This window comes from Candidatus Thiodictyon syntrophicum (genome assembly GCF_002813775.1).
In the GTDB taxonomy this organism is placed as follows: domain Bacteria; phylum Pseudomonadota; class Gammaproteobacteria; order Chromatiales; family Chromatiaceae; genus Thiodictyon; species Thiodictyon syntrophicum.
The window spans coordinates 2,865,847-2,887,991 of the sequence record NZ_CP020370.1 but is presented as its reverse complement, the minus strand read 5'-3'; the positions used below and the strand labels follow the sequence as shown (position 1 = coordinate 2,887,991).

The window sequence follows — 22,145 nt, the reverse complement described above, 5'->3', positions numbered from 1 at the left end:
CCGATTGCGACCTTGCCGCACCGCCGCGTCACGCCCAAAATCTCATCCATGACCCCCACTGGACCCACCGCCACTGCGCCCGAACCAGGAGCTTAACCATGCCGAGGACCCTCCGCTGCCTCTGTGCCCTGCTGCCATACCTCGCGTTTGGCTGGCCGCTGATGCTGCCCAGGCTGGCCCTCGCCGCCGATGCCGTCGTCACCGTCAAGACCGACCCGCGCGACGCCGAGATCTTGATCGACGGCAATCGCCAGGCCAACGGCTCCCCGGCGGTACTCCACGTCAGCCCCGGCCAGCACAAGCTCGAGGCCCGCAAACCCGGCTACAAACCGGCGCGCGAGACCGTCTTCGTCGGCGACGGGGCCATGGTCGTCAAGGAACTGCAACTCGCCCGCGACATCCCGGTCCCGGTGCCCATCGCCGAGCAGGACCGCCCCGAGACCTACCTCAACCCCAAGCGGGACGCATTCGAGACCGAGCCCGAATTCGCGGCTCGTCGGCAGGCGCTGATTAAGACCTTCAATACCCGGTCCGCGGCCCGCGATCCGGCCTTTACGGCCGGAACCGCGACCCTGGTGAAGGACGGCTACGACATTCAGACCGGTAAGTTTCCGGTGGAGTTGAAGCTGAAGGATTGGTCGCGAGGGCTGGCCGATGTCACCGAACCGCAGGTTCGGTTGGAGCGTGACGCGGCGCGCACGCTCTACCAGGGCGGACCCAATTATCCCGTGTTTTTCGAACTCGCCCCCGATGGGAAGCTCAAAGCCGCCCGGCTGGACGATGTACCGGGCACGCGTCTGACCTTGGCGCCGACGGTCAAGACCGCGGCAGTGAAGGTCGACATGGTTCGAATACGCGCCGGAAACTTCCTGATGGGATGCCAGGAGGATCTATGCGATCCGTGGGAGAAGCCCGTCCATCGCGTCCAGATTGCCGCCTTCGATTTGGGTAAATACGAGGTCACCTTCGCCGACTGGGATGCCTGTACGGCCGATGGCGGGTGTAAGAAGATACCGGAGGATCGCGGTTGGGGTCGCGGCAATCGCCCGGTGTTCAATATCTCCCAGAACGATGTCCAGGAGTATTTGATTTGGCTCGCTCGGAAGACCGGTCAGCCCTACCGCTTACCGAGTGAAGCTGAATGGGAGTATGCCGCGCGGGCCGGGACAAGCACTCGCTTCAGCACCGGCAAGTGCATTAGTACCGAACAAGCAAATTACGATGGCACCTGGTCGGATCCCAGCAATTGTGGGGCCAACACGGGCGTGAACTTAGGCCATACCCAACCGGTTGGCAGTTATCCCGCAAATCCGTTTGGACTCTATGATATGCACGGCAACGTGTGCGAATGGGTGGAGGACTGTTGGAACGAAACTTACAATGGTGCTCCGGGCGATGGGAGCGCCTGGCTGACGAACCGAAGCTATTTGGGATGTGAGCGACAGGTGCTTCGCGGTGGCGCGTGGAGCGGTCCAGCGTGGGCGAATGGCTCATCGATCCGTGGTTCGTCGGAACATCTAACCTGGGATAGCCTCTGTGGTTTTCGTGTCGCCAGGACGCTTGCTCCGTGACTCTTTCTCACGCAGGACCGGCCATTCCGCGATGCGGGCGGGGCAGTCGCCCCGTCCGCAATACTTCAGGACCGCTGGATTGCCGCAACGATCGCATTTGCCGCCGAGACGTTCCGGACGGGGTTTCAAGGCCCGACCGGCATGCCTATCTCGCCCGTAGCAAGACCAAACAATCACCGAGAACCGAGCAATGAACGTCATCGCCCAATTCACCCTCATCCCCATCGGCACCGGCACCTCGCTGTCAGGCTATGTCGCAGCCTGCGAACGCGTCCTGGCAGCGACCGGACTGACCTATGAGATGCACGCCAATGGGACCAACCTGGAGGGCGAATGGGAGGCGGTCATGGACGCGATCAAGCGCTGTCATGAGACCCTGCACGGGATGGGGGTGCCGCGCATCTCGACCAATGTCACGCTCGGGACACGCACTGATCGGCCGCAGCGGATGGCTGAGAAGCTGTCCAGCGTGCGGGCGAAATTGGCAGACCAAAACTGAGCAGCGGCGCGGACGCTATCTGCCAACGGTGGCCACCCTGGGACATCAGGTATCGAGGCGCGGGCGGGCCTTGGTCACCTTTCCGGCCATGCGGCACCGCAGCCAGTAGGGTGGACAAGCGCAGCGCAGTCCACCAGCGGCGACGCGAGATTCGGTGGACTGCGCTGCGCTTGTCCACCCTACGGCCGCAACGATGATCAAGGCACCTTGGAGGAAGTCGCCGCTCAAGCAGCCGCGAATACGGCATCCAGCGAGTCAGCCGTCAGCGCCCGCTCGAACCAGGCCGACAGTTGCGCGGATTCCGCCCCCGCCACCCGGACCGCCAAGGACCCCGGCAAGGGCCCGAACCGCGCGACCAGCAAGTGTTCCAACAGTTCTCGCTGACTCTCTTGTCGGCCCAATTCGATCCCCTTGCGAATCCCGATCCGCTCCGCACTGGTTACGTACCGCATCTTGGTCTCCTCCTCCAACTGCTCGATGTCCTCCAGATACGCCGTTTCCAACGCCTCCGGCAGCACCAGCAGCCAGTCTATAAAGGCATACAGGTTCACGACGTCACGGCGACTCAGTCCATGCCGGTACAGCCGTCGCGTCAGCGCCAGTTTGGACGCCAGGCGCCGCGACGGATCGCCCTGCGTCGGTAGGGTGGATAAGCGCAGCGCATCCACCATCGGCCCGGTTGCCCGAGCAAGGCTGATTGGTCACCGAACCTGGCACTGCTGCAAGCCCACCTCCGGCCGGACGGGGCATTCGCCCCGTCCGAAACGTTTGGAGCGCTCCGGGTCGCCACGGCGTTAGCGACGGGGTCCAAACGTCCGGGACGGGGTTTCAAACCCCGTCCCGCCGGGTCCCGCGGGTCCGCTCGATCCTCCAGGCCCCGCCCTCAAGCATCGCCCTCCACCCCCCGCACCAACGCCAACATATCCGCATAACTCAACCGCCCCCCGTCCCCGGCCCCTTCCAACAACCCGTCGGCCAGGTCCCGCTTGGCGGCATGGAGCTTGAGGATCTGCTCCTCGATCGTGCCCTTGGCGACCAGTCGGTAGACGGTGACCGGGCGCTCCTGACCGATGCGGTGGGCGCGGTCCGACGCCTGGTCCTCGACCGCGGGGTTCCACCAGGGGTCCATGTGGATCACGTAGTCGGCGGCGGTCAGATTGAGCCCGACCCCGCCGGCGCGCAGGCTGATCAGGAAGAGATCGCCCTCCCCGGCCTGGAAGGCGGCGACGGCGGCGCGGCGCTGGGTCTCGGGGGTCGAGCCGTCGAGGTATTGATACCGGATGCCGCGGGCGTCCAGGTGGGCGCGGATCAGGCGCAGGTGGTCGACGAACTGGCTGAAGACCAGGGCCTTGTGCCGGTTCTCCAGCAGGTCCTCGACGATCTCGGCGAAGGCGTCGAGTTTGGCGCTGGGCAGTTCGCTGTTGGGCAGGGCGAGTTGCGGGTGGCAGCAGGCGCGGCGCAGCCGCATGATCTCGGCGAGCAGTTGCATCCGCTGCTGGCCGGCGTTGGCCTCCGGACTCTGCTCCAGCCGTTCGATCGCCTGGCGGCGCATGGCCTCATACAACGCCATCTCGCCCTCGCTCAGTTCGAGCTGCAGGGTGATCTCGGTGCGCGGCGGCAGTTCGGCCAGGACCTCGCTTTTCAGGCGGCGCAGGATGAAGGGCCGCAGCAGTTGGCGCAGCCGCGCCCGGGCGCCCTGGTCCTTGTTCAGCTCGATGGGGTTGGCGAAGCGCCGGTTGAAGCTCTCCAGTGAGCCGAGCAGGCCGGGGTTGATGAACTGGAACAGGTTCCAGATCTCGCCTAAGTGGTTCTCGATCGGGGTGCCGGTGGCGATCATGCGAAAGCCGCCGGTGAGCCGCATGATGGCCTGGGAGCGCTTGGTGAGCGTGTTCTTGAAGGCCTGGGCCTCGTCGGCGACGATGGTCTCCCACTGCACCTGGGCCAGGCGCTCGCCCTCGCTCTGCAGGAGCCCGTAGCTGCAAACGATCAGGTCGAAGGGGCCGGCCTCCTTCAGCACCGCGGCGCGGTCCCCGGGGCCGAAGCGCTGGGGTCGCAGCGTCGGGGCGAAACGCTGCGCCTCTACGATCCAGTTGGCGCAGACCGACATCGGCGCCAGCACCAGGGTCGGGCCCTGGGGCGCCCGCGCCAGGATCAGAGCCAGGGCCTGGACCGTCTTGCCGAGCCCCATGTCGTCGGCGAGACAGGCCCCGGCGCCCCAGTAGGCGAGCCGGGCGAGCCAGCGGTAACCCTCCGCCTGGTAGTCGCGCAGTTCCGCCTGGAGGGTCGAGGGCAACTGCGGCTCCAGGTCGCGCATGGCCGCCAGGCGCGCCAGGAGCGCCTTCCAGACGGGTGCGCTCTCGACCTCCATGCCCTCGACCAACTCGGCGATGGCCGGGGCCGCCAGGGGATGGAAGCGCCCGGCCTCCGTCAGGCCGCGCAGGCCCTCGAGGCGCCGCCGCAGGGCATTGCTCAGGATCAGGAAGTCGTCCTCGCCCAGCCGCACGAAGCGCCCGCGGGCCGCCGCCGCCAGTTCCAGCAGTTCGCGCATGGCGAGCACCCGGCCGTCGGCGAGCGTCAGGGTGCCGCCGATGGCGAGCCAGTCCCCCTGCTTCTTGACCGCGACGCGCATCTGGCCCAGGTGGGCCTCGGCGCTGAGCGCGATGCGCTTGCCCTGGGGCCAGTCCAACACCACCGCGTCGCCCAGCGCATGGATCTGCTCCAAGGCGGTCAGTGCCTGCTCCGGGTCGTCCAGATACCAGCTCCAGCCATCGGCCCCGGCCAGTTCCGGGCAGCGCGCCGGCACGGCCTGCGCCGCGGCCACCTCAGCCTTGAGGTCGCGGGTGCAGCGCACGGTGAGGCCGGCACGCTCGGTGAACAGGGTCGCGCCGCCCTGGCCGGGGCGCAGCTCGGGGCCGGTCTCACCGAAGGGGTGAACATGCAGTTCCAGGCTCAGGCCGGCATCGCTGGGGGCGAGATGCAGGTGCGGACGCGGGTCCGCGGGGACCGTCTCGGCGCTGCCGGCGGCGCCACCGCCGATGTCCGAGTGGACCGTCAGGAGGGGTGCCACCGCGGTCAGCCCCTCCAGGAGCCGCGCCTCGGCCCCCTTGGGGACCAGCAGCCCGTCGGGTCCCAGGATACGGGCGATCTGCCGGTGCCGGGCGTCGAACGCCACCAGCCGGATGCGCTGGGGCGCCTCCTCCACCGGCAGGACCATACGGTCCGCGGGCGGGAAGGGCTCGATGCTGACCCGGATGTCCTTGCTGCGCCGCACCGCGGCCAGGGTCGGGCCGCCGCGGGTCAACTCCACCGGGGTATCGGGGGCGCTCGCGCGGATCACCAGCGGGTGCCCGACGGCGGCCAGCAGGGCGCGGTCCTGGTCGAGTCGGTAGACGGTCCGCTGCGCGCCGCCGTACCAGGTCTGCTCCTGCTCCTTGACGATACAGGCAAGGATCGCCCGGTCCTGCGGGGTCAGGTAGGCAAAGCCGTCCGTCTCCTCCGTGAGCTTCATCAGCGAAACGGCCCGGCCCGGGGTCCAGCCGCCGCGCTTCATGCGCTTCTGCTCCCGGGGGTCCAGCGTCACCCAGTCGGGGTGCAGATCGAGCAGCCAGGCCATGCGCTGGTCGAATTCCGACGCGGGCCCAGCGTCGGTCTCGCCCGCGGCCGGCTGGGCGCCGAGCCCCTTGAGGGCCTCCAGCGCGATCTCCCAGGCCGGCTTGGGCGTCAGCAGTCCGGTCATCAGGACCAGGCCGGCGGGCGGCTCACCCAGCGCGGGCAGTTCGCCCTTGTAACCGCCGGTCCGCAGTGCCGCCACGGCCTCATGGGCGTACCAATGCAGTCCGGCACCGGCCGCCGCCTGGGCGCAAGCCACCAGGGCCGGCTCCGCCTCCGGCGCCAGGGGCTTGCCGAGCCAGCCGAGCACCAGGGCCTGACACAGGATCGGAAAGGCGCCCTGCACGCTCAGGGTATCGCGCAGCCAGACGCTCTCCTGCAACCGCATCTGCCCGGCCAGGACCGCGGCCAGGTCGCCGATCAGCCGATAGGCGTAGGCAACCGGATCGGTGACGTTGGCCCGCAGACAGAGCGTCACCTGCTTGCCGACCAGTTCCAAGTCAGCCCGCCCACCCCGCCGCAGGAGCGCCATCAGGTACAGCACGCCGGGGATGCCCGGGGTATAGAAGTTGCGCTTGCGGGTCACCTTGCGCAGTGCGAGTTCCGCGGCCGCGAAGCGCTCGATGGCCTGGGCATAGTCGCCCTGCATGAAGCTCAGCCAGCCGTGCAGGGTCAGGGCCTCGGGGTCACTGCGCCCGGTGAGCAGGGCGGGGACCTCGGTGAGACGGCCGCGCAGCAGTCGCTGCTCGACCAGGGCCGCGGCGGCGTCCGGATGGGCCGCGGCCAGGGGGGTCAGGAGGCGCTGCGCCAGCGCATCGGTGGCGGGGCTGGCGATGAGATCTAACGCCGCCTCGCGCAGGAACGGGCACAGGGCCAGAATCTGGAGCCGGGGCGCCAGCCCGGCGAGCCATTGCGGGTCCGCCGCGCGGGTGCAGACCCCGGTCAGCAGGGCCACCTGGGAGTAGCGGACCTGGCTCGCGGACTCGCTGCCCGTGAGCCCGAGCAGCTCCAGCACCTTTTTCTCCTGCCCGGCGTAGAGTGCCAGGCGCAGGGTGCGCAAGCGGCGCTCCTCGCTCGGCTGCATCCAGCTCGGGCCCATCGGGACGCTGCGCTCCGCCGCCTTGGCGATGGCAGGGAAGGTCCCGTCGGCGACGCTCTCGCGGGTCAGTGGTTCGAGCAGGTCCGGGTGACAGCTCAGGTTGTTCTGGCGTTTCTCGATGAGCCCCTCTCCCAGCAGCCGTTCGCGCAAGGCCTTGCCCATCAGGCGGGAGAGTGGGGCGCGGTCCTGGCCGCGCCAGCCCAGGACGTCCAGGACCTTCTGCAGGACGGTTTGGCTGATCGGCTCGCAAACCACCGACAGCACACGCAGGATGCGCTGCTCGTCCGGGCTCAAGGCGTCGTAGCGCGTGCGCGGATCAGCCACGGGCGGTCTCCGGGAACACAAAGCCGAGCTTAGCGAGCCCCTTGCGGAAGGCCGCGAGTTTCGGCTCCAGGACGCAGATCAAGCGCTCGCCGGCGCGGGTACAGTGGGGCGCGGTGACCGGGTCGGACGCCAGCATCGCCGCGATGGCGGGGTCCCGGCACCGGATCAGGCGCGCGGGTCCGGCATCGGCAAGCGCGCCGGCGCGCTCCCCGACGCTGTCCAGCAGGTGACGGACCTGCGGCGGCAGGGCCGCGTCCGCCGCGGACTCGATGAAATCCCGAATCCGGTCGCGCTCGGCCGGATCGGCGCTGTTGCTCAGCACCGCGTCCGGTTCCAGGACCCAGAGGTCCGCCGACGACGGCTTGCCGACCCGCTCCAACAGCAGCCGTTCCCCGGGCTCCGGCGCGCGCAGCAGGGTCAGCCCGAGGTCCGGACCGATCGTGAACAGCGGCCGCCGCTCCTGCACTGCCGGCCGGTAATCCGTGGCCAAACCCAGGCAAAAGGCGCCGAGCGGATTGATGCGGATGAATCGCAACCCGTCGTAGCGGCTGAGGAACTGGAACTCGTCGGTGCCCCAGGCGCCGCTATAGTCGGCCCGCGCGAAATAGGGCAAGGTATAGGCAACGTCGATCATACCGAGGGTGGCCAGATACTCGAACAGATAGGCCAGGCAATAGCGCGCCTCGAGGATCGCGAATCCCCTCCCCAGGCTGCCGTACTGGGGATCGCAGAGATACAGACCCCAAGGGTTGTCGGTGACGGCGAAGGAGTGGCCGCGGGCCTGCATGTACCGGAAGAATTCGTCAATGTCGATCCACAGACCCACCGGGCAGTCGCGCAGCGCCGCGGCGATCACCTGGCGGCGTTCGGCCGGCGCGCTCATCCGCGCACCCTTGGCGGTCTGACCCTTGATCAGGTCCACACGGCGAAGCTCGTCCGGGGCACCCTTGAGCTGCCAGCGCTCGAACAGGTGGGGGACGATCTGCGCGAGCGGTTGCGACAGTGCCTTGTTACCCCGGGGGGTCAGGGTCAACTTGCCGCCCTCCTGCTTCGCCAGCCCCCCGGCCTGCAGCAACAGCGGCCAGGCGAAGGGGCGGATCGGACGGATGGACCCGCCGGCCCAGCGCTCCGTGCCCTGATCGTCGCCCGCGGCATACCAGTCGCCGCCGAGCAGGACCGCCTCCAGCCGCGCCACCGCGGCACTGCCCGGCAGCCCGGTCTTGGCCCCGACCGCGACCGCACCCTGGCCGATCAGGCGCAGCACCGCCGGCAGGTCATGCCGCACCAGGTCCTCGGTATCGACGCGCCGCAGCGGTTCGGACCCATCCGCGTCCCGGGTCATTGACGGGAGGGTCGCGGGCAACTGCGCATTGGTCAGGGTCGCGATGGGCCGGTCCGTCGGCGGCGCGGTGAGCGCGGCCAGGCGCGGACGCAGGTCCTCCGGGATCTCGCCTTGATAGAAGAAGAGCGGCAGGACGCTCGGCGGCTCCGGGTCCTCCCCCCGCGCGGTCGACCAATAGGTGCGCACCTGAAAGAACCCCGGCACCGCCCCATACTTGGCGCCGAAGCGGGCCGCATCGAAGGACCCGCCCCAGCAATGGACCGCCTCGGCGATAGCCTGGACCTCCAGTTCCGACAGCCGCCCCCAGACGAGGCCCAGGTCGCCGGACAACAGGTAGTGCGCGAGCGCGGCGACCAAGTCCCCCTTGCGCGTGGAGCGGTCGGCGATCGGGGTCAATTTGCGCAGCAGCTTCAGGTCGCTCGCCGTCAGGATTTCGAGGGTTTCGTGCAGGTTCATTGTGCGTTCGGCCGGCTGGTCTTCGGGCTGGGGGTTATCTGGAGCGGCACGGCGGCGGCTTGGTCATCCGCTCGCCCGCCTGGCCTGCGCAGTGCAGGTCGACCTTCATGCCGACCGAACGACCCCGCCCGACGAGCGGGCGAACGGCCTTGGCAACCCGCTATTCTAACCCAGCCCGACAGCCCCGCGACCAGCAACGATCCGACGGCGACTGGACCTCAGCTACAATAGCCCACGGACCCGAAACGAAATGAGGACGGTGAAATGGACCCAACCCCCGACGCACTCTGCCCCGGCTGTTTCACCGACCCTGGCGGCACGCACCCCTGCCCCCACTGCGGCTACGCGGCGGCCCGACGCGCCCGAACCCTGACCCTGCTCCTGGCTGCCCTGTGGGGACCGGCCATGGCGGCGGATGACCCGAGCGTCGCGAGCGACTACCAAGCGGTCGCGGGCCATACGCCCGCCGCGGGTGATCCGCCGATCGCGAGCCCCGCCCCGACCGACCCTTGGGCGCCCGCACCTACGTCTGTTCCGGTCGTGCCCGCACCCGCGACGGTGACTGCGCCGCTCGTCGAGGCCCCACCCCCGCGGCACCAGGGGTCCCTCGACCTGAGGGTCCAACCCGTCCCGCCGTCGACGGCGGTGCCTGCACCCGAGTCCCTGAGTGCGCCCGCGCCCGACCCGGTGACGCCGCCCCTCGGCCAGGTCGCAGAACCCGTCTCCGGACCCGGCTCCGCGGCCATCCTCGCCGCCTGCTGGACGCCGGAGCAACTCAAGGGCCGCCCCGGCGAGCGCAAGATCAAACAGCGGCTGCCCGCCGACCACAGTCCGCCGGAGCGGCTGCTGGCCCGCCATCCCTATCCGCCGCTCGGGGGCGAGTTCGCCCGCTCCCTGCGCTCGGTGACACCCGTCAACGGCCGCAAGCTCATCGCCCTCACCTTCGACCTGTGCGAACAGTCGAACGAGGTTACCGGCTATGACGGCGAGTTGGTCGACACCCTGCGCGCCGCCAACGCCAAGGCCACCTTCTACGCCGGCGGCAAGTGGATGCGCTCCCACCCCGAGCGCACCCGGCAGTTGATGGCGGACCCCCTGTTCGAGCTCGGCAACCACGCCTGGACCCACGGCAACCTGCGCGTCCTTGATGGTCGGGAAATGGAGGATCAGATCCACTGGACCCAGGCCCAATACGAACTGCTGCGCGAGGACCTGCTGGCGCGCCCCTGCGCCCAGCCCCATGCCGCCGCGGGGCACGACAGTATCCCCGTCCTGCCCCAGACCTTCCGCTACCCCTATGGCACCTGTAACGCCACCTCACTCGCGGCCGTAGCCGCCGCCGGGCTCTATCCGGTGCAGTGGAGCATCGTCACCGGCGACCCCGCCGCGGGTCAGTCCGCGGCGCAGATCGTCCGGGGGGTCCTGGCCAGCCTCAAGCCCGGGGCCATCGTCGTCGCCCACGGCAACGGCCGCGGCTGGCACACGGCGGAGGCCATGAAGACCCTGATCCCGGCGCTGCGCAAACGCGGTTACGACCTCGTCACCGTCAGCGAGCTGATCGCTGCCGGCACCCCGCACCTGGTCGATGAATGCTATGAGGAAAAACCCGGCGACAATCACCGCTATGACAAGCTCTTCGGGAAGGGGACCGAATGACCCGCCGGGTAGATCAGTCCGTCAGGGTGGTGGACTGCGTTGCGCTGGTCCACCCGACGGGGCTGCTCGGCAGCCTGTTCGCCTGCGCCTTGCTGGTCGCGGGTCCGGTTGCCGCCGGCGGGCGCACGGACATGGACGCCGCGACCGTGCGCGTGGTCTGCCTGGCCGCCGGCGGCGATACGGCCAAGAGCGGCAGCGGGTCGGGGTTCGTCGTCGGTAGCGGGGGCAGCGCCTATGTCGCGACCAATTGGCATGTGGTGGACTGCACCGCGGCGGGCGGCCGGGTCGCCGTGCTGCTCGGCCAGGGCGACGCGAATATCATCGAGGCCCGGGTCCAGGCCCACGACGCCGACCGCGACCTGGCGGTGCTTGAGGTGCAACGCCCGCTCGGGCGGCCGGCGGTGCGCTTCGCCGCCGTCGCCACCGTGGCCAAGCTTGACCCGGTGCGGGCCTACGGCTTTCCGGGTGCCGCGGACGATTCCGCGGGTGCCGACCCGTTCGACGCCAGCGCCAACCCGGGCGTGGTCACCCGCATCTATCCCAGACCGACCAATGCCGGCGTGGCCCAACTGATTCAGCACAGCGCCAGTATCAATCCCGGCAACTCGGGCGGCCCCCTGTTCGACGACTACGGCCGCGTGATCGGCATCAACACCCAAAAACCATTGGCGGTCGTGGTGACCGTCGGTGCCGACGGCAAGCCCGCGGTCGACCGGGTCCCCTTGGGGGAGGGGATCGGTTGGGCGGTCGCGGCCGACGAGCTGTTCCCGCTGCTGGACCGGCTCGGCGTCCCGTACCAGGTCAGTCGCGGCCGGGTGGGCGCGCTGGGCGACCTCTGGCACCGTGAGCCGCTGTTGGTGACGGCGCTCGGGCTCTTACTGCTGCTGGCGGGTACCGCGGTGGCCCTGGCGGCCACCCCGCACGGGCGCGCGGCGGTGCGCGACGGGGTGACCCGGGCTCTGTCGCGCCCACCGCGCGTAATCGCAGCGGCCAACTCGGCGGCACCACCGCCGGCCGCCGGTACGCCGCTGTTGCGCGGCATTGCCGGGCCCTATGCCGGGGTCGAACTGCCATTGGCCGATGGTCCCATCGCCATCGGCCGCGACCCGGCCCAGGTGCAGTTGGTGCTGCCGCCCGCGGCGGGGCGGGTCAGCAAGCGTCACGCCCTGGTCGCCTATGACCGGACCCGCCGGGTCTTCACCCTGCAAGACTGCGGGTCCACCCACGGCACCTTCCTCAATGGCGCGCCCCTGCCCGCGGGAGCGCGCGTGACGCTGAAGCCCGGCGACCGTTTTCACCTGGCCACGCCCGCGGTCGCCTTCGAGGTCCGGATGACATGAGCGCCTTGACCCTGAGCACCGCCACCCTGAGCCGCGCCGGCGGCCGCGACGCCAACGAGGACGCCGCCGCCCACCGCGACGGCTGCTGGGTCATCGCCGACGGGCTGGGCGGTCATCCGGGCGGCGAGGTGGCCGCGCGGATCGCCGTCGACCGGGTGCTGGGCGCGCTGGCCGGGGCGCCGCTGCCGAGCGGCGCGGCCCTGGCCCAGGCCATCGCGGACGCCCATCGGGCCATCCAGGAGCACCAGGCGCGCGACCCGCGCCTGGAGCGGATGCGCACCACCCTAGTGCTGCTGGTGAGCGACGGCGAGCGCGCGCGCTGGGCCCATGTGGGCGACAGCCGGCTTTATCACTTCCGGGGCGGTCGCCTGCGGTTTCAGACCGCCGACCACAGCGTGCCCCAGGCCCTGGCGCGCGCCGGGGAGATCCGCCCCGACGAGATCCGCTTCCACGAGGACCGCAACCGACTCCTGCGCACCCTGGGCAACGAGGGCGAGGCGCGGCCCACGGTGCTCGAGACGCCAGTGGCAATGGAGTCCGGCGACGCCTTTCTGCTCTGTACGGACGGTTTCTGGGAGTACGTCACCGAGGGGGAGATGGAGGTGCTGCTGGCCAAGAGCGCGAGCGCCGACGACTGGCTGGCGGCCCTGGCCGCACGCCTGTTGGCGCGGGCTGCGCCGGACCACGACAACTACACCGCCACGGCCGTCTTCGCCGCCTGACCGAGGAGCAGCGAATGCGCCGCCCTAACCGCGAAATCAACAGATGGGGCGCAAGAGCGAGAGCGGCCCTCGATCATCGTTCCGGCCAGTGGCAGATCCGCACCCGAAGTCTCGCGGTGGCTGAGAAGAAGCCTCTCACGGAGACACGGAGCCACGGAGATCCGGAACTGTCTTTCTCCGTGCCTTTGTGTCTCCGTGAGCAGCAATTCCCGCCGCTAGATTATTTTTCGATACAACAGAGGCTTGGGAATGCCTGAAAAATAGTTTTTCGTAAACTTTCTGCTGCGAATCAGTATACTGCCGCGCACACCTCAGGTTGCGAGGCAGGTATCGATGAGTGCGCCGTTCTCCCGCAAACACCTCAGCGCCGAAGGGCTGCTGCGCGAAGCGCGGCGGGTGTTTGCCCAAATCCCCGACGAGCCCGGCCATGCGATCCCGCTGGTCGATCACCTGATGTCGGGGCTGGCCCTGTTCGGCCTGAAATACCCCTCCCTGCTGCAGTTCGAGCACGACCGCCAGGAGGTCACGACGCGGGCGAACCTCCGGGCGCTCTACGGGGTCGAACGCGCGCCGTGTGACACGCGCTTTCGCGAACGCCTTGATGCGGTCGCACCGAGCGAGCTGTGTCCGCTCTACAAGGCCCTGTTTAGTCAGCTACAGCGCGGCAAGGGGTTGGAGGGGTTTGAGTACCTCGACGGCCACTACCTGCTCTCGCTCGACGGCACCGGCTACTTCTCCTCGCAGAAGGTACACTGCCCGCAGTGTGCAGAGAAGCATCACCGCGACGGCACCACGACCTACTACCATCAAATGCTCGGGGCGGTGCTGGTGCATCCGGATCACCGGGAGGTCTTTCCGCTGGCGCCCGAGCCGATCCTCAAACCCGACGGAGCGACGAAAAACGATTGTGAGCGCAATGCGGCCAAGCGCCTGCTCAGCGAGCTGCGCCGGGTGCATCCGCACCTTAAGCTGATCGTCGTCGAAGACGGGCTGGCCTCCAACGCGCCGCACATCCGTCATCTGCAAGCACTTGATCTGCGATTTATTCTCGGCGCTAAGCAGGGCGACCATACGTTCCTGTTCGACTGGGTCGAGGCCACCGCGCAGACCGCTGAGGCCACGCTCACCGACCGGCAGGGATTCCGCCACCGCTTCCGTTACCTCAACGGCGCGCCCCTCAACGATGCCAACTTCGACCTCGAGGTGAACTTCCTTGAGTACTGGGAGCACGCCCCCGACGGCACCGTGACCCACTTCGCGTGGGTCACGGACATTCGGATCGAGCCGACCAACCTCATGACCCTGATGCGAGGTGCCCGCGCACGCTGGAAGATCGAGAACGAGACCTTCAACACCCTCAAGAACCAAGGCTACCACTTCGAGCACAACTTCGGTCACGGTCAACAGCACCTCAGCACCGTGCTCATGCACCTGATGATGCTGGCGTTTCTGATCGATCAGATCCAGCAACGCTGCTGCCGACTGTTCCAGACTGCGGTGACGGCCGCCAAGAGCAAGACCCGCTTCTGGCGCAAGCTGCGCACCCGCTTCGACCTGTGCCTGATCCCCGACTGGGAAACCCTCTACCGCTCCATTATTACCCCGCCGTCGCTCCCCCTGGGCGCCGACACCTCGTAGGCGCCGGCCGTGACCGCGGGTGCGCGAAGCGCCGTTCTTGAGGGGGATCGTCAGCCAACCGTTTCAACATCGCCGTGCGTCGGTGAGGGGTTGCTGTGCCTGGCTGTGCGCCCTGCCGCCGCGTGCTCGCCCCGGTTGACCTCGCGGCGGCCGAGCGGGAATTGCTGTTCCGTGAGAGACGTTCTTTCTTCCGCCCCCGCTATCCCCTAAAATCCCGCGAGAAACACGCACGGCACACAGGACACACGAGGGGCGACACCATGGGCATGAAATCCTGCGGCAAGGGACACTTCTACGACGAGCGCACCCACTCCACCTGCCCCTATTGCGGCGTCCCGATCGATCTCGGGGAAACCGTGGGTAGGCCGCCCGACGCGGTCGGCGTATCACCCGAGACCGTCGGCGAGGACTTCCCCAAGACCCGCGCCGCCGGCAGCCGCGGCCCGCGGCGCGACCCGGAAGAAACCGTCGGCATCTTCAGAAAACGCCTGGGCCTCGACCCGGTGGTCGGCTGGCTGGTCTGCATCGAGGGGCCGGACCGGGGCCGCGACTACCGCGTCCACGGCGAGCGCAACTTCATCGGCCGCGACGCGACCATGGACATCGTCATCGCCGGCGACACCAGCATTAGCCGCGAGAACCACGCGGTCTTAAGCTACAACCCCAAGCGTCACACCTTCAACCTCGCCCCCGGCGACGGCCGCGGCCTGACCTATCTGAACGACGAGGAACTGCTGGCCGCCGCGCCCCTGGCCCCCTACGACACCATCGAATTCGGCGCCAGCAAGCTCCTGTTCGTCCCCTTCTGCGGTGAGCGCTTCACCTGGCCGGTGGCCCCGCCCGCCGCGGGCTGAGCGCCGCGGTCCTGCGGGTGGACAAGCCCCGTGACCCCGTAGGATGGACAAGCGATAGCGCAGTCCACCATCGCAAACGAATGCACCAGGAGTAACCGCGGCATGACGACCCCCAACCCGGCGACCCTCTGCCCCGGCTGCTTCAAGGAGACCGGCGGCAGCACCCCCTGCCCCCACTGCGGCTATGACGAGCAGGCGCCGCGCCCGGCCAAGACCCTGGCCCCGCGCACCCTGCTGCACGGGCAGTTCCTGGTCGGCCGGGTACTCGGCAAGCCCGGCGGCTTCGGCATCACCTATCTCGGCTGGGATCTCGGGCTGCACCGGCGGGTCGCGATCAAGGAATACTTCCCGCGCGACATCGCCGGGCGCGAGACCGACCGCACCACCGTCAGCCCCGATTCGACGGACGACGCGCAGAACTTCCGGCACGGCCTGGAGCAATTCCAGACCGAGGCCCGCACCCTGGCCCGGCTCGACCATCCCAACATCGTGCGCATCCACCAGGTCCTCGCCGCCCACGGCACCGCCTATCTGGTGATGGAGTATTACCCCGGGCTGACACTCGCCGAGCACTTGGACCGTCAACCGGGCAGCCATCTGCCCGAGGCCCAGGCGCTCGCCCTGATGCAGCAGATCCTCGACGGCCTGCGCGCGGTCCATGCAGAAGGCCTGCTACACCGCGACATCAAGCCCCAGAACATCTATCTCGCCGCCACCCGCGGCGGCAACGCCCGCCCGGTGCTGATCGACTTCGGCGCCGCCCGCCAGGTCGCCGGCGAGCGCAGCCGCTCGCTGTCGGTGCTGTTGACCCCGGGCTATGCCCCACTGGAGCAATACAGCCGCCGCGGCCATCAAGGCCCCTGGACTGATGTCTACGCGGTCGCCGCGGTGCTCTACCGGATGCTCACCGGCACCACGCCGCCGGACGCCCATGACCGGACCCAGGGCGAGCCACTGCGCCCGGCGGCGGCGTTCGGTATCAGTGCCCCGGTCAGCGCCGCGCTCGATCGGGCGCTGGCGATGGCGGCCGACGAGCGGACGCAGAGCGTGGCGGCCTTGCAGCAGGCATTGGCCGGGACCGCGGGCAGGGTGGCAGTGGAGAAAGGGCCGGGGCCGACCCCGCCGCCGCCCGCGCCGCCTCGTCCGGGCGGGAGGACCGGCCGCTTACCGCCTCCGCCTCGACAGGGCGGGAAGACCGGCCGTTCACCGCCGCCGTCGGGCGGTCCCGGACCCTGGCCCTGGGTCGTCGGCGGCGCCCTCGGGCTCGCCGGCATCGCCGCGGTGGCCTATGTCGCCTCGCGCGATGCCGGGCCGGTCGCGCCGATCACGGCCCCGGTAGTGGCCGCACCGAACTCAGACACGTCGGCACCGGCGCTAATCCCACCCGCACCCGTGGTCACCCCCGAATCCATCGCGCCGGACCCGCCCGCGCGGCTCCCCTTCGAGCCCGAGATGGTTCGCATTGCCGAGGGGAGTTTCCTGATGGGCTCACCGTGGGGAGAACCGGAGCGCGACAATAACGAAGGCCCGCAGCACCACGTGCAGGTCCCGGCCTTCGAGTTGGGCAAATACGAGGTGACCTTCGACCAATGGGATGCCTGCGTCAGCGCCGGCGGCTGCACGCACCGACCCCAGGACCAAGGCTGGGGCCGCGGCACCCGCCCGGTCGTCAACGTCTCCTGGGACGATGCACAGGGGTATGTCAAGTGGCTGAGCACCCAGACCGGCAAGCAGTACCGCCTGCCAAGCGAGGCCGAATGGGAATACGCCGCACGGGCGGGGACCACGACCCCCTTCAGCACCGGCAACTGCATCACCACCGCACAGGCCAACTATAACGGCAACTACGACTATGCCGATTGCGGCGCCAAGACCGGCGTCTGGCTGCAAAAGACCCAGCCGGTCGGCAGCTACCCGGCCAATCGCTGGGGCCTCTACGATATGCACGGCAACGCCGTTGAATGGGTGCAGGATTCTTGGCACACCAATTATCAGGGTGCACCGGGCGATGGCAGTGCTTGGGAGGACGCTGGGGGCCGCGAGCGCGTGCTGCGTGGCGGCGGTTGGACCAGCGACGGCAGGAGCTGCCGGTCGGCGATCCGCGGCGGCGACGATCCCGGCCGCCGCTACGACTTCTTCGGCTTTCGGCTGTCCCGAGGGTCTTCCCCGCCCGGCCGGGGCCAGTAATCGGCAAGCAGGCAGGGGTGGCGGGGCCTGGCTGGAAACGCCCCGGGCGGAGCCGGGGCGGTTTCCAGCCGGGCACCGCCACCCCCCGCAACCACCCGGGGGCGCCCGTCTCGCTCCCACGCTCCAGCGTGGGAGTGTCGAGCGGGCGCTCCGCGTCCAGGTGTACGCGATACCGCCCAAACTTGGAATTGCCAGGCGGCCGTATGGGCTTTCTTGGCGAGCACCGCGCGGTGGCTGGTGGACTGCGCTGCGCTTTTCACCCTACCTGGCTTGTCCACCCGACCTGACTGCCGTATTGTATTTCTTGGCGAGCTTGGCGCCTTGGCGTGAGCAACTGCCGGATTTAGGTTTACTGTAACTGAGGCTGACGCGATGACTGCCGTGATCCTGCATGAGGTCGACCGCTTCGCCTGGCTTGAACAACAGGCGCGCCTGCTCAAAGCCGGCAATCTCGGCGCGCTGGACGTCCCGCACCTGATCGCGGAGTTGGAGTCCGAGATGGGCAATGAACGCCGGGAACTCTATCGCCGCCTGCGGGTGCTGGTCGCCCATTTGCTGAAATGGCAATTCCAACCCGCGGGGCGCTGCAACAGTTGGCGGGGGACGATCCGCATCCAGCGCAACGACCTCGCGCGGTTGTTCAGAGAGACCCCCAGCCTGCGCCGCTTTCTGAGCGATGAGTTGGCGCAGGCCTATCCGGATGCCGTGGAATGGGCGGCGGACGAAACGGGGCTGGCAGACGAGGACTTTCCAAGCGCCTGCCCCTATTCGACCGAGGAGATCCTGGGCCGGGATTTCTGGCCCGTTTAATAGGAACCCAAGAATGCCTCTCACGGAGACACGGAGAACACCCCAAATGCCGGCCGCCCGACCTTTGCTCTTGATTGGCTGCGCACTCTTGCTCGCGGCACTGCTTGCCCAGACCGCGGCGGCCGGGCCGCCGGCGAGCCTGCATATCTCCCAGGCGGTGGCCGCCGGGCGGGAGATCCGCGTCTATCTGGATGTCCGCGACGAGGCGGGGGCGGCGGTGGCCGGGATCGATGCCGGGCAACTTCACGCCACCGTCGGCGCGCACGCGGCCCAGGTGCGCACCCTGACCCCCTTCGCCGCGGCACCGACCGGGGTGGTCTATCTGTTCCTGGTCGATCTCTCGCGCTCCCTGTCCGCGCCGCGGTTCGCACGCATCCGCCAGGCGCTCAAGGATTGGGTCGGCGCCCTGGGGACCGGGGACCGGGCGGCCCTGATCGGCTTCGGCGACCAGGTTCGGGTCCTGGTCGCACCGACGGCCGACACCGCGGCGCTCACCGCCGCCATCGCGGGTCTGGCGCCTGCCGATGGGCATACCGCGCTGCATCAGGCCCTGGCCCGCGCCGTAGCGCTGGGGCGGCAACAGGCAACGGGCCTGCCGGAGCGGCGGGTCATCGTGACCTTGAGCGACGGGATCGACGACGCCCCCGGCGGGATCAGTGCCGAGGAGGTCTACGCGGCACTCGCGGAAGGCCCGATCCCCATCTATGCCGTCGGCTTCAGCAGCGTCAGTGACCGCGCCCGCCGCGAGGCGGGGCTCAACGCCCTGGGCGGCTTCGCCCGCCGCTCCGGCGGGGTCTTCGTCGACGGCGGCCGGGAGGACCCGGGCGCGGCCTTCGCGGCGATGCGCACACGCATCGCGGAGGTCTATCGGGCCGAGCTCCAGTGCCCGGACTGCCCCTTGGACGGCAACCGCCATCGCCTTCAGATCGACCTGCGCGACGCGGGCCTGACCCTGACCGCGGGCACCGACCTGCGGCTGTTGCCGGAACCCGCCGCCCCTGTCGCCGCGCCGCCCCCGGGCCCGCCCGCAGAGCCCGCGCCCGTGGTACCAACCCCGGCCCCGCCTGAACCGGCGGCAAGGCTCCCCTGGCCCTCTCTCGCCGGCGGCGCGGCCCTGCTCGCGGTGTTGGCCCTTGCCTGGGTGCTCGCACGGCGGCGCAAGGTCGCGCCCGCGCCCATCATCGACGACGCCGCCCCGCTGCCCCCGCAGATCGAAGACGGCGGCCCCCGGCCCCCGTCCGATCCGGCCCCGGTCGCGGCGCCGGTCATGGCACCGCCCGTACCGCGTGCCACCTTGCGCGCCACCTTCATGACCGGCCCGCGGCGCGGCCAGCAGGTTACCCTGACGGCGTCCCCCGGCGCCGTGCTCGGGCGCGTCCCCGGCTGCGACCTGATCCTGACCGAGGACGCGGAGGTGTCCTCCCGGCACGCGCAGATCGAGGTCTTGGCGAACGGCCGTCTGGTGCTGCGCGATCTCGGCTCCACCAACGGCACCCGGCTCAATGGCATCGCCATCGAGACCGCCCATCCACTGCGCGACGGCGATGTCATCGGCATCGGCCAGACCGAACTGCGCGTCGCGCTCTAGCCTAAAATCCACAGATGAACACAGATGAGCACAGATTTTCTTTGAATTGTCATGCGCTTATCGCTGATGGCACGATCACCGACAAGATGAGCCCCCCGGCCAAGTGTAAGTCAATGAATAATCTGTGATAATCTGTGTCCATCTGTGGATAACCGCTCTTTACCAGGTTTAACCCAAACATCCAATGGACATCCAACCCGGCAACGCGCAATGGCAAGGGACCCGCGACGAGCAGCAGGACGCCTTTGGTTTCCTCGGCTTCGACCACCCCGCCCTGCGTGCCCATGGCGGCGTCCTGCTGGTGCTGGCGGACGGGATGGGCGGCATGAGCGGCGGGCGCCAGGCGAGCCGTCTGGCGGTGGAGCGGATGATGGCCGCCTATGGGGCCAAGCAAGCGGACGAGTCCATCCCCCGGGCCCTGGAGCGGTCGCTGCAGGCCGCCAACCAGGCGGTCTATGCACTCGCCTGCGCCCGCGAGGGCGAGGGTGAGGTGGGCACCACCCTGGTGGCCCTGGTCGCGCGCGGGGCCGAACTGCATTGGGTGGGGGTGGGCGACAGCCGTCTCTATCACTATCGGGCCGCGGACGACACCCTGATCCAATGCACGGATGACCACACCTATGCCAACCAACTCTTACGCCAGGTCGCGGCCGGCACCCTGAGCCCGGAGGCGGCGGCCGGGGACCCCGACCGCCAGGCCCTGGCGAGCTTCCTGGGGCTTGCGCAGATCCCGGCGATCGACCGCAACCTGCACCCCGTACACCTGGCCCCGGGCGACCGGCTGCTCCTGGTGAGCGACGGCGTCTACGGCGTGTTGCCCGAGGCCGACCTCAAGGCCCTGGTGCGGCAAGACCCGCAGGCCGCCGCCGACGCCTTGATCCAGGCGGTTCGGGCCCTGGCCCGGCCCGAGCAGGACAACGCCACCGCCGCGCTGCTGGGGCTGGCAGAGGATGGGCATGAGCGCGGGAGCGCGCCCGGCCGCCCGGCGCGCCCGGCGGCACCGGCCACCGGCGCCCGCCCGGCATGGCGCAGACGCCCGGTGATCGCGGCGCTCCTGGCGCTCCTGCTCGCTGCCTTGCTCGGCCTCTCTCTCGGGTGGAAGTATCTCCAGCCGGCCGCCCCGGGCGCGGTGTCTGATCCGCCCCAGGCTGAGGGTCAGCCCAAGACCAGTGGGTCAGCCGCCGATCCGGCGTTGTCGCCAGCGACGCCGGATCAGCCGACTGAAAGACCCGCCGCTGGTCCCGCGGAACCCAGGCCCGGCGGAACCTCCGCGCGCAGAGCCCACCCGTAGGGTCCGCTGCGCGGACCGCCGACCTCTCGTCTCACGGGATGGCCGGACTTGTGATCAAGGCCGACTCGCGCCTCGATCATCACTGCGGCCACGCGCCCTTGCGGCAACCCGTCGCGGCCTGGGGGCCGCTCCTACGGCGTAGGAGCGGCCCCCCGGCCGCGACGGGCAACACCCGCAAAGGTGGCCGGAAGAATGACCAAGCCGTAGCCCGGATGGAGCGCAGCGGAATCCGAGGGCGGCCTCGCGGACACATCAGATATCGGCGAGTTGCAGCGAAGACCTGGATTTCGCTGCGCTCCAGATGAACAGCTCCTCGCCGATCTCCAGGAGCGCCGGGGCCGGGTCCTGGACCTTCGCGATCAGCTCCGCGAGCGCCGCGCGCAGCGCCTGGTCCTGGACCGTGACATCGATGCGGATGCCGGCGCCGGACATCAGTCGCCGATCCGCCAGTGGTTGTCATCATCGACATACAGCCACTGCCCGGCGCGGGCCGCCGCCAGCAACGCTTCGAAGGTCACGCCATCCTGGAGCCGGTGATCCGGTCCCACGTCCCAGGACACGCGGTAGCGTACCCCGTCCATCTCAACCCACCCGCCATAGCCGTGGATGCTGCCGTCCGGGTTCTCACTGAGACTGATGCGAATCGTCGTCATAGGTTGCGGTTGGCCAGGTCCGTAGGGCGGAACGCCGCAGGCGGTTCCGCTATCCCCTGCGTCGGGGATAGCGGATCGCCCTGCGGGCTTGCCGGCACCATCGATCCCGTCGATGACGATCAGCAGCCCCGAGCCTGGTGGCTCGATCATACTCCACCCTTAAATGGCGCGACCGCGGTCGGCCCCAGCCGTAGCCACGCGGGCGCGTCTGGTGGCAACGACTCGAACCATGCGATGTTGTCGACCGCATCAGCCCTGGCCTTGCGCCATCCTTGGTCTTCGGGCAACGGCTTCGCGTCCAGCCGGACAAGGAAGGCCTTCCATGCGGGCAAGCCGGAGGCGATTTCTGGTGGGCTGATAAGAATCATAGGTTTCGGCGGATAGCGGCGGCGATGGCGTTGACGATGGCGGCGGTCGGCCCGGCCTCGCTGGTAAGGAAGGCCGCGCGCCCGGGGTCCAGACGATAACTGTAGTCGATCAGCCCCGCCTGTTGTAGGTCCGCAGGG

Annotated in this window: 16 protein-coding genes; 11 read left to right on the top strand and 5 right to left on the bottom strand. The window is 69.2% G+C overall.

From position 1 onward, the window contains the following. Positions 1-161 precede the first annotated feature (161 nt). The gene (locus tag THSYN_RS12175) at positions 162-1,571 is read left to right on the top strand and encodes an SUMF1/EgtB/PvdO family nonheme iron enzyme (protein WP_172965268.1); all 1,410 of its coding nucleotides are present in this window, start codon (positions 162-164) and stop codon (positions 1,569-1,571) included. Between the two features lie 190 nt (positions 1,572-1,761). Further along, entirely contained in the window at positions 1,762-2,070 is a 309-nt protein-coding gene (locus THSYN_RS12170; RefSeq protein ID WP_100919387.1) for an MTH1187 family thiamine-binding protein, read from the top strand. Between the two features lie 224 nt (positions 2,071-2,294). Here THSYN_RS12170 and THSYN_RS12165 read toward each other — a convergent pair whose 3' ends face one another. From THSYN_RS12165 to THSYN_RS12155, 3 genes are all read right to left on the bottom strand, one after another. Beyond that, positions 2,295-2,621: an RpnC/YadD family protein gene (locus THSYN_RS12165; RefSeq protein WP_172965267.1), complete on the bottom strand. Its 327-nt coding sequence runs from the start codon at positions 2,619-2,621 to the stop codon at positions 2,295-2,297. Positions 2,622-2,953: 332 nt separating this feature from the next. After that, positions 2,954-7,102, bottom strand: a complete 4,149-nt coding sequence (locus THSYN_RS12160) for a DEAD/DEAH box helicase (RefSeq protein WP_100919385.1) — start codon at positions 7,100-7,102, stop codon at positions 2,954-2,956. Beyond that, complete coding sequence (locus THSYN_RS12155) at positions 7,095-8,900, bottom strand: hypothetical protein (protein ID WP_100919384.1); 1,806 nt, start codon at positions 8,898-8,900, stop codon at positions 7,095-7,097. The genes THSYN_RS12160 and THSYN_RS12155 overlap by 8 nt, the downstream gene beginning before the upstream one ends. 264 nt (positions 8,901-9,164) lie before the next feature. Here THSYN_RS12155 and THSYN_RS12150 point away from each other — a divergent pair, with 264 nt between their 5' ends. The 9 genes from THSYN_RS12150 to THSYN_RS12105 all read left to right on the top strand — a co-directional run bounded on the left by THSYN_RS12150 (position 9,165) and on the right by THSYN_RS12105 (position 20,986). Further along, positions 9,165-10,556, top strand: a complete 1,392-nt coding sequence (locus THSYN_RS12150; RefSeq protein WP_100919383.1) for a polysaccharide deacetylase family protein — start codon at positions 9,165-9,167, stop codon at positions 10,554-10,556. Then, positions 10,553-11,896, top strand: a complete 1,344-nt coding sequence (locus THSYN_RS12145) for a trypsin-like peptidase domain-containing protein (protein ID WP_100919382.1) — start codon at positions 10,553-10,555, stop codon at positions 11,894-11,896. Before THSYN_RS12150 ends, THSYN_RS12145 begins: the two co-directional genes overlap by 4 nt. Further along, positions 11,893-12,618 (top strand): PP2C family protein-serine/threonine phosphatase, encoded by a 726-nt coding sequence (locus tag THSYN_RS12140; protein ID WP_100919381.1) that lies wholly within the window; start codon positions 11,893-11,895, stop codon positions 12,616-12,618. The genes THSYN_RS12145 and THSYN_RS12140 overlap by 4 nt, the downstream gene beginning before the upstream one ends. Before the next feature lie 333 nt (positions 12,619-12,951). Continuing rightward, positions 12,952-14,256 (top strand): transposase, encoded by a 1,305-nt coding sequence (locus THSYN_RS12135; RefSeq protein ID WP_100919380.1) that lies wholly within the window; start codon positions 12,952-12,954, stop codon positions 14,254-14,256. Between the two features lie 260 nt (positions 14,257-14,516). After that, the gene (locus THSYN_RS12130; protein ID WP_100919379.1) at positions 14,517-15,110 is read left to right on the top strand and encodes an FHA domain-containing protein; all 594 of its coding nucleotides are present in this window, start codon (positions 14,517-14,519) and stop codon (positions 15,108-15,110) included. Positions 15,111-15,212: 102 nt separating this feature from the next. Further along, positions 15,213-17,297, top strand: a complete 2,085-nt coding sequence (locus THSYN_RS35870; protein ID WP_236848875.1) for an SUMF1/EgtB/PvdO family nonheme iron enzyme — start codon at positions 15,213-15,215, stop codon at positions 17,295-17,297. A 372-nt stretch (positions 17,298-17,669) separates the two neighbouring features. After that, positions 17,670-18,107 (top strand): DUF29 domain-containing protein, encoded by a 438-nt coding sequence (locus THSYN_RS12115; RefSeq protein WP_100919378.1) that lies wholly within the window; start codon positions 17,670-17,672, stop codon positions 18,105-18,107. Between the two features lie 46 nt (positions 18,108-18,153). Beyond that, entirely contained in the window at positions 18,154-19,695 is a 1,542-nt protein-coding gene (locus tag THSYN_RS12110) for an FHA domain-containing protein (protein ID WP_100919377.1), read from the top strand. A gap of 184 nt (positions 19,696-19,879) precedes the next feature. After that, positions 19,880-20,986: a PP2C family protein-serine/threonine phosphatase gene (locus tag THSYN_RS12105; RefSeq protein WP_100919376.1), complete on the top strand. Its 1,107-nt coding sequence runs from the start codon at positions 19,880-19,882 to the stop codon at positions 20,984-20,986. Positions 20,987-21,238: 252 nt separating this feature from the next. On the opposite strand, the gene THSYN_RS12100 is transcribed toward THSYN_RS12105, so the two are convergent. Both THSYN_RS12100 and THSYN_RS33750 read right to left on the bottom strand, forming a co-directional pair. Beyond that, a complete protein-coding gene (locus THSYN_RS12100; RefSeq protein WP_100919375.1) occupies positions 21,239-21,418 on the bottom strand; it encodes a hypothetical protein in 180 nt (59 codons plus the stop codon). Next, a complete protein-coding gene (locus THSYN_RS33750) occupies positions 21,418-21,789 on the bottom strand; it encodes a hypothetical protein (protein ID WP_157817618.1) in 372 nt (123 codons plus the stop codon). The genes THSYN_RS12100 and THSYN_RS33750 overlap by 1 nt, the downstream gene beginning before the upstream one ends. Positions 21,790-22,145: the final 356 nt, after the last annotated feature.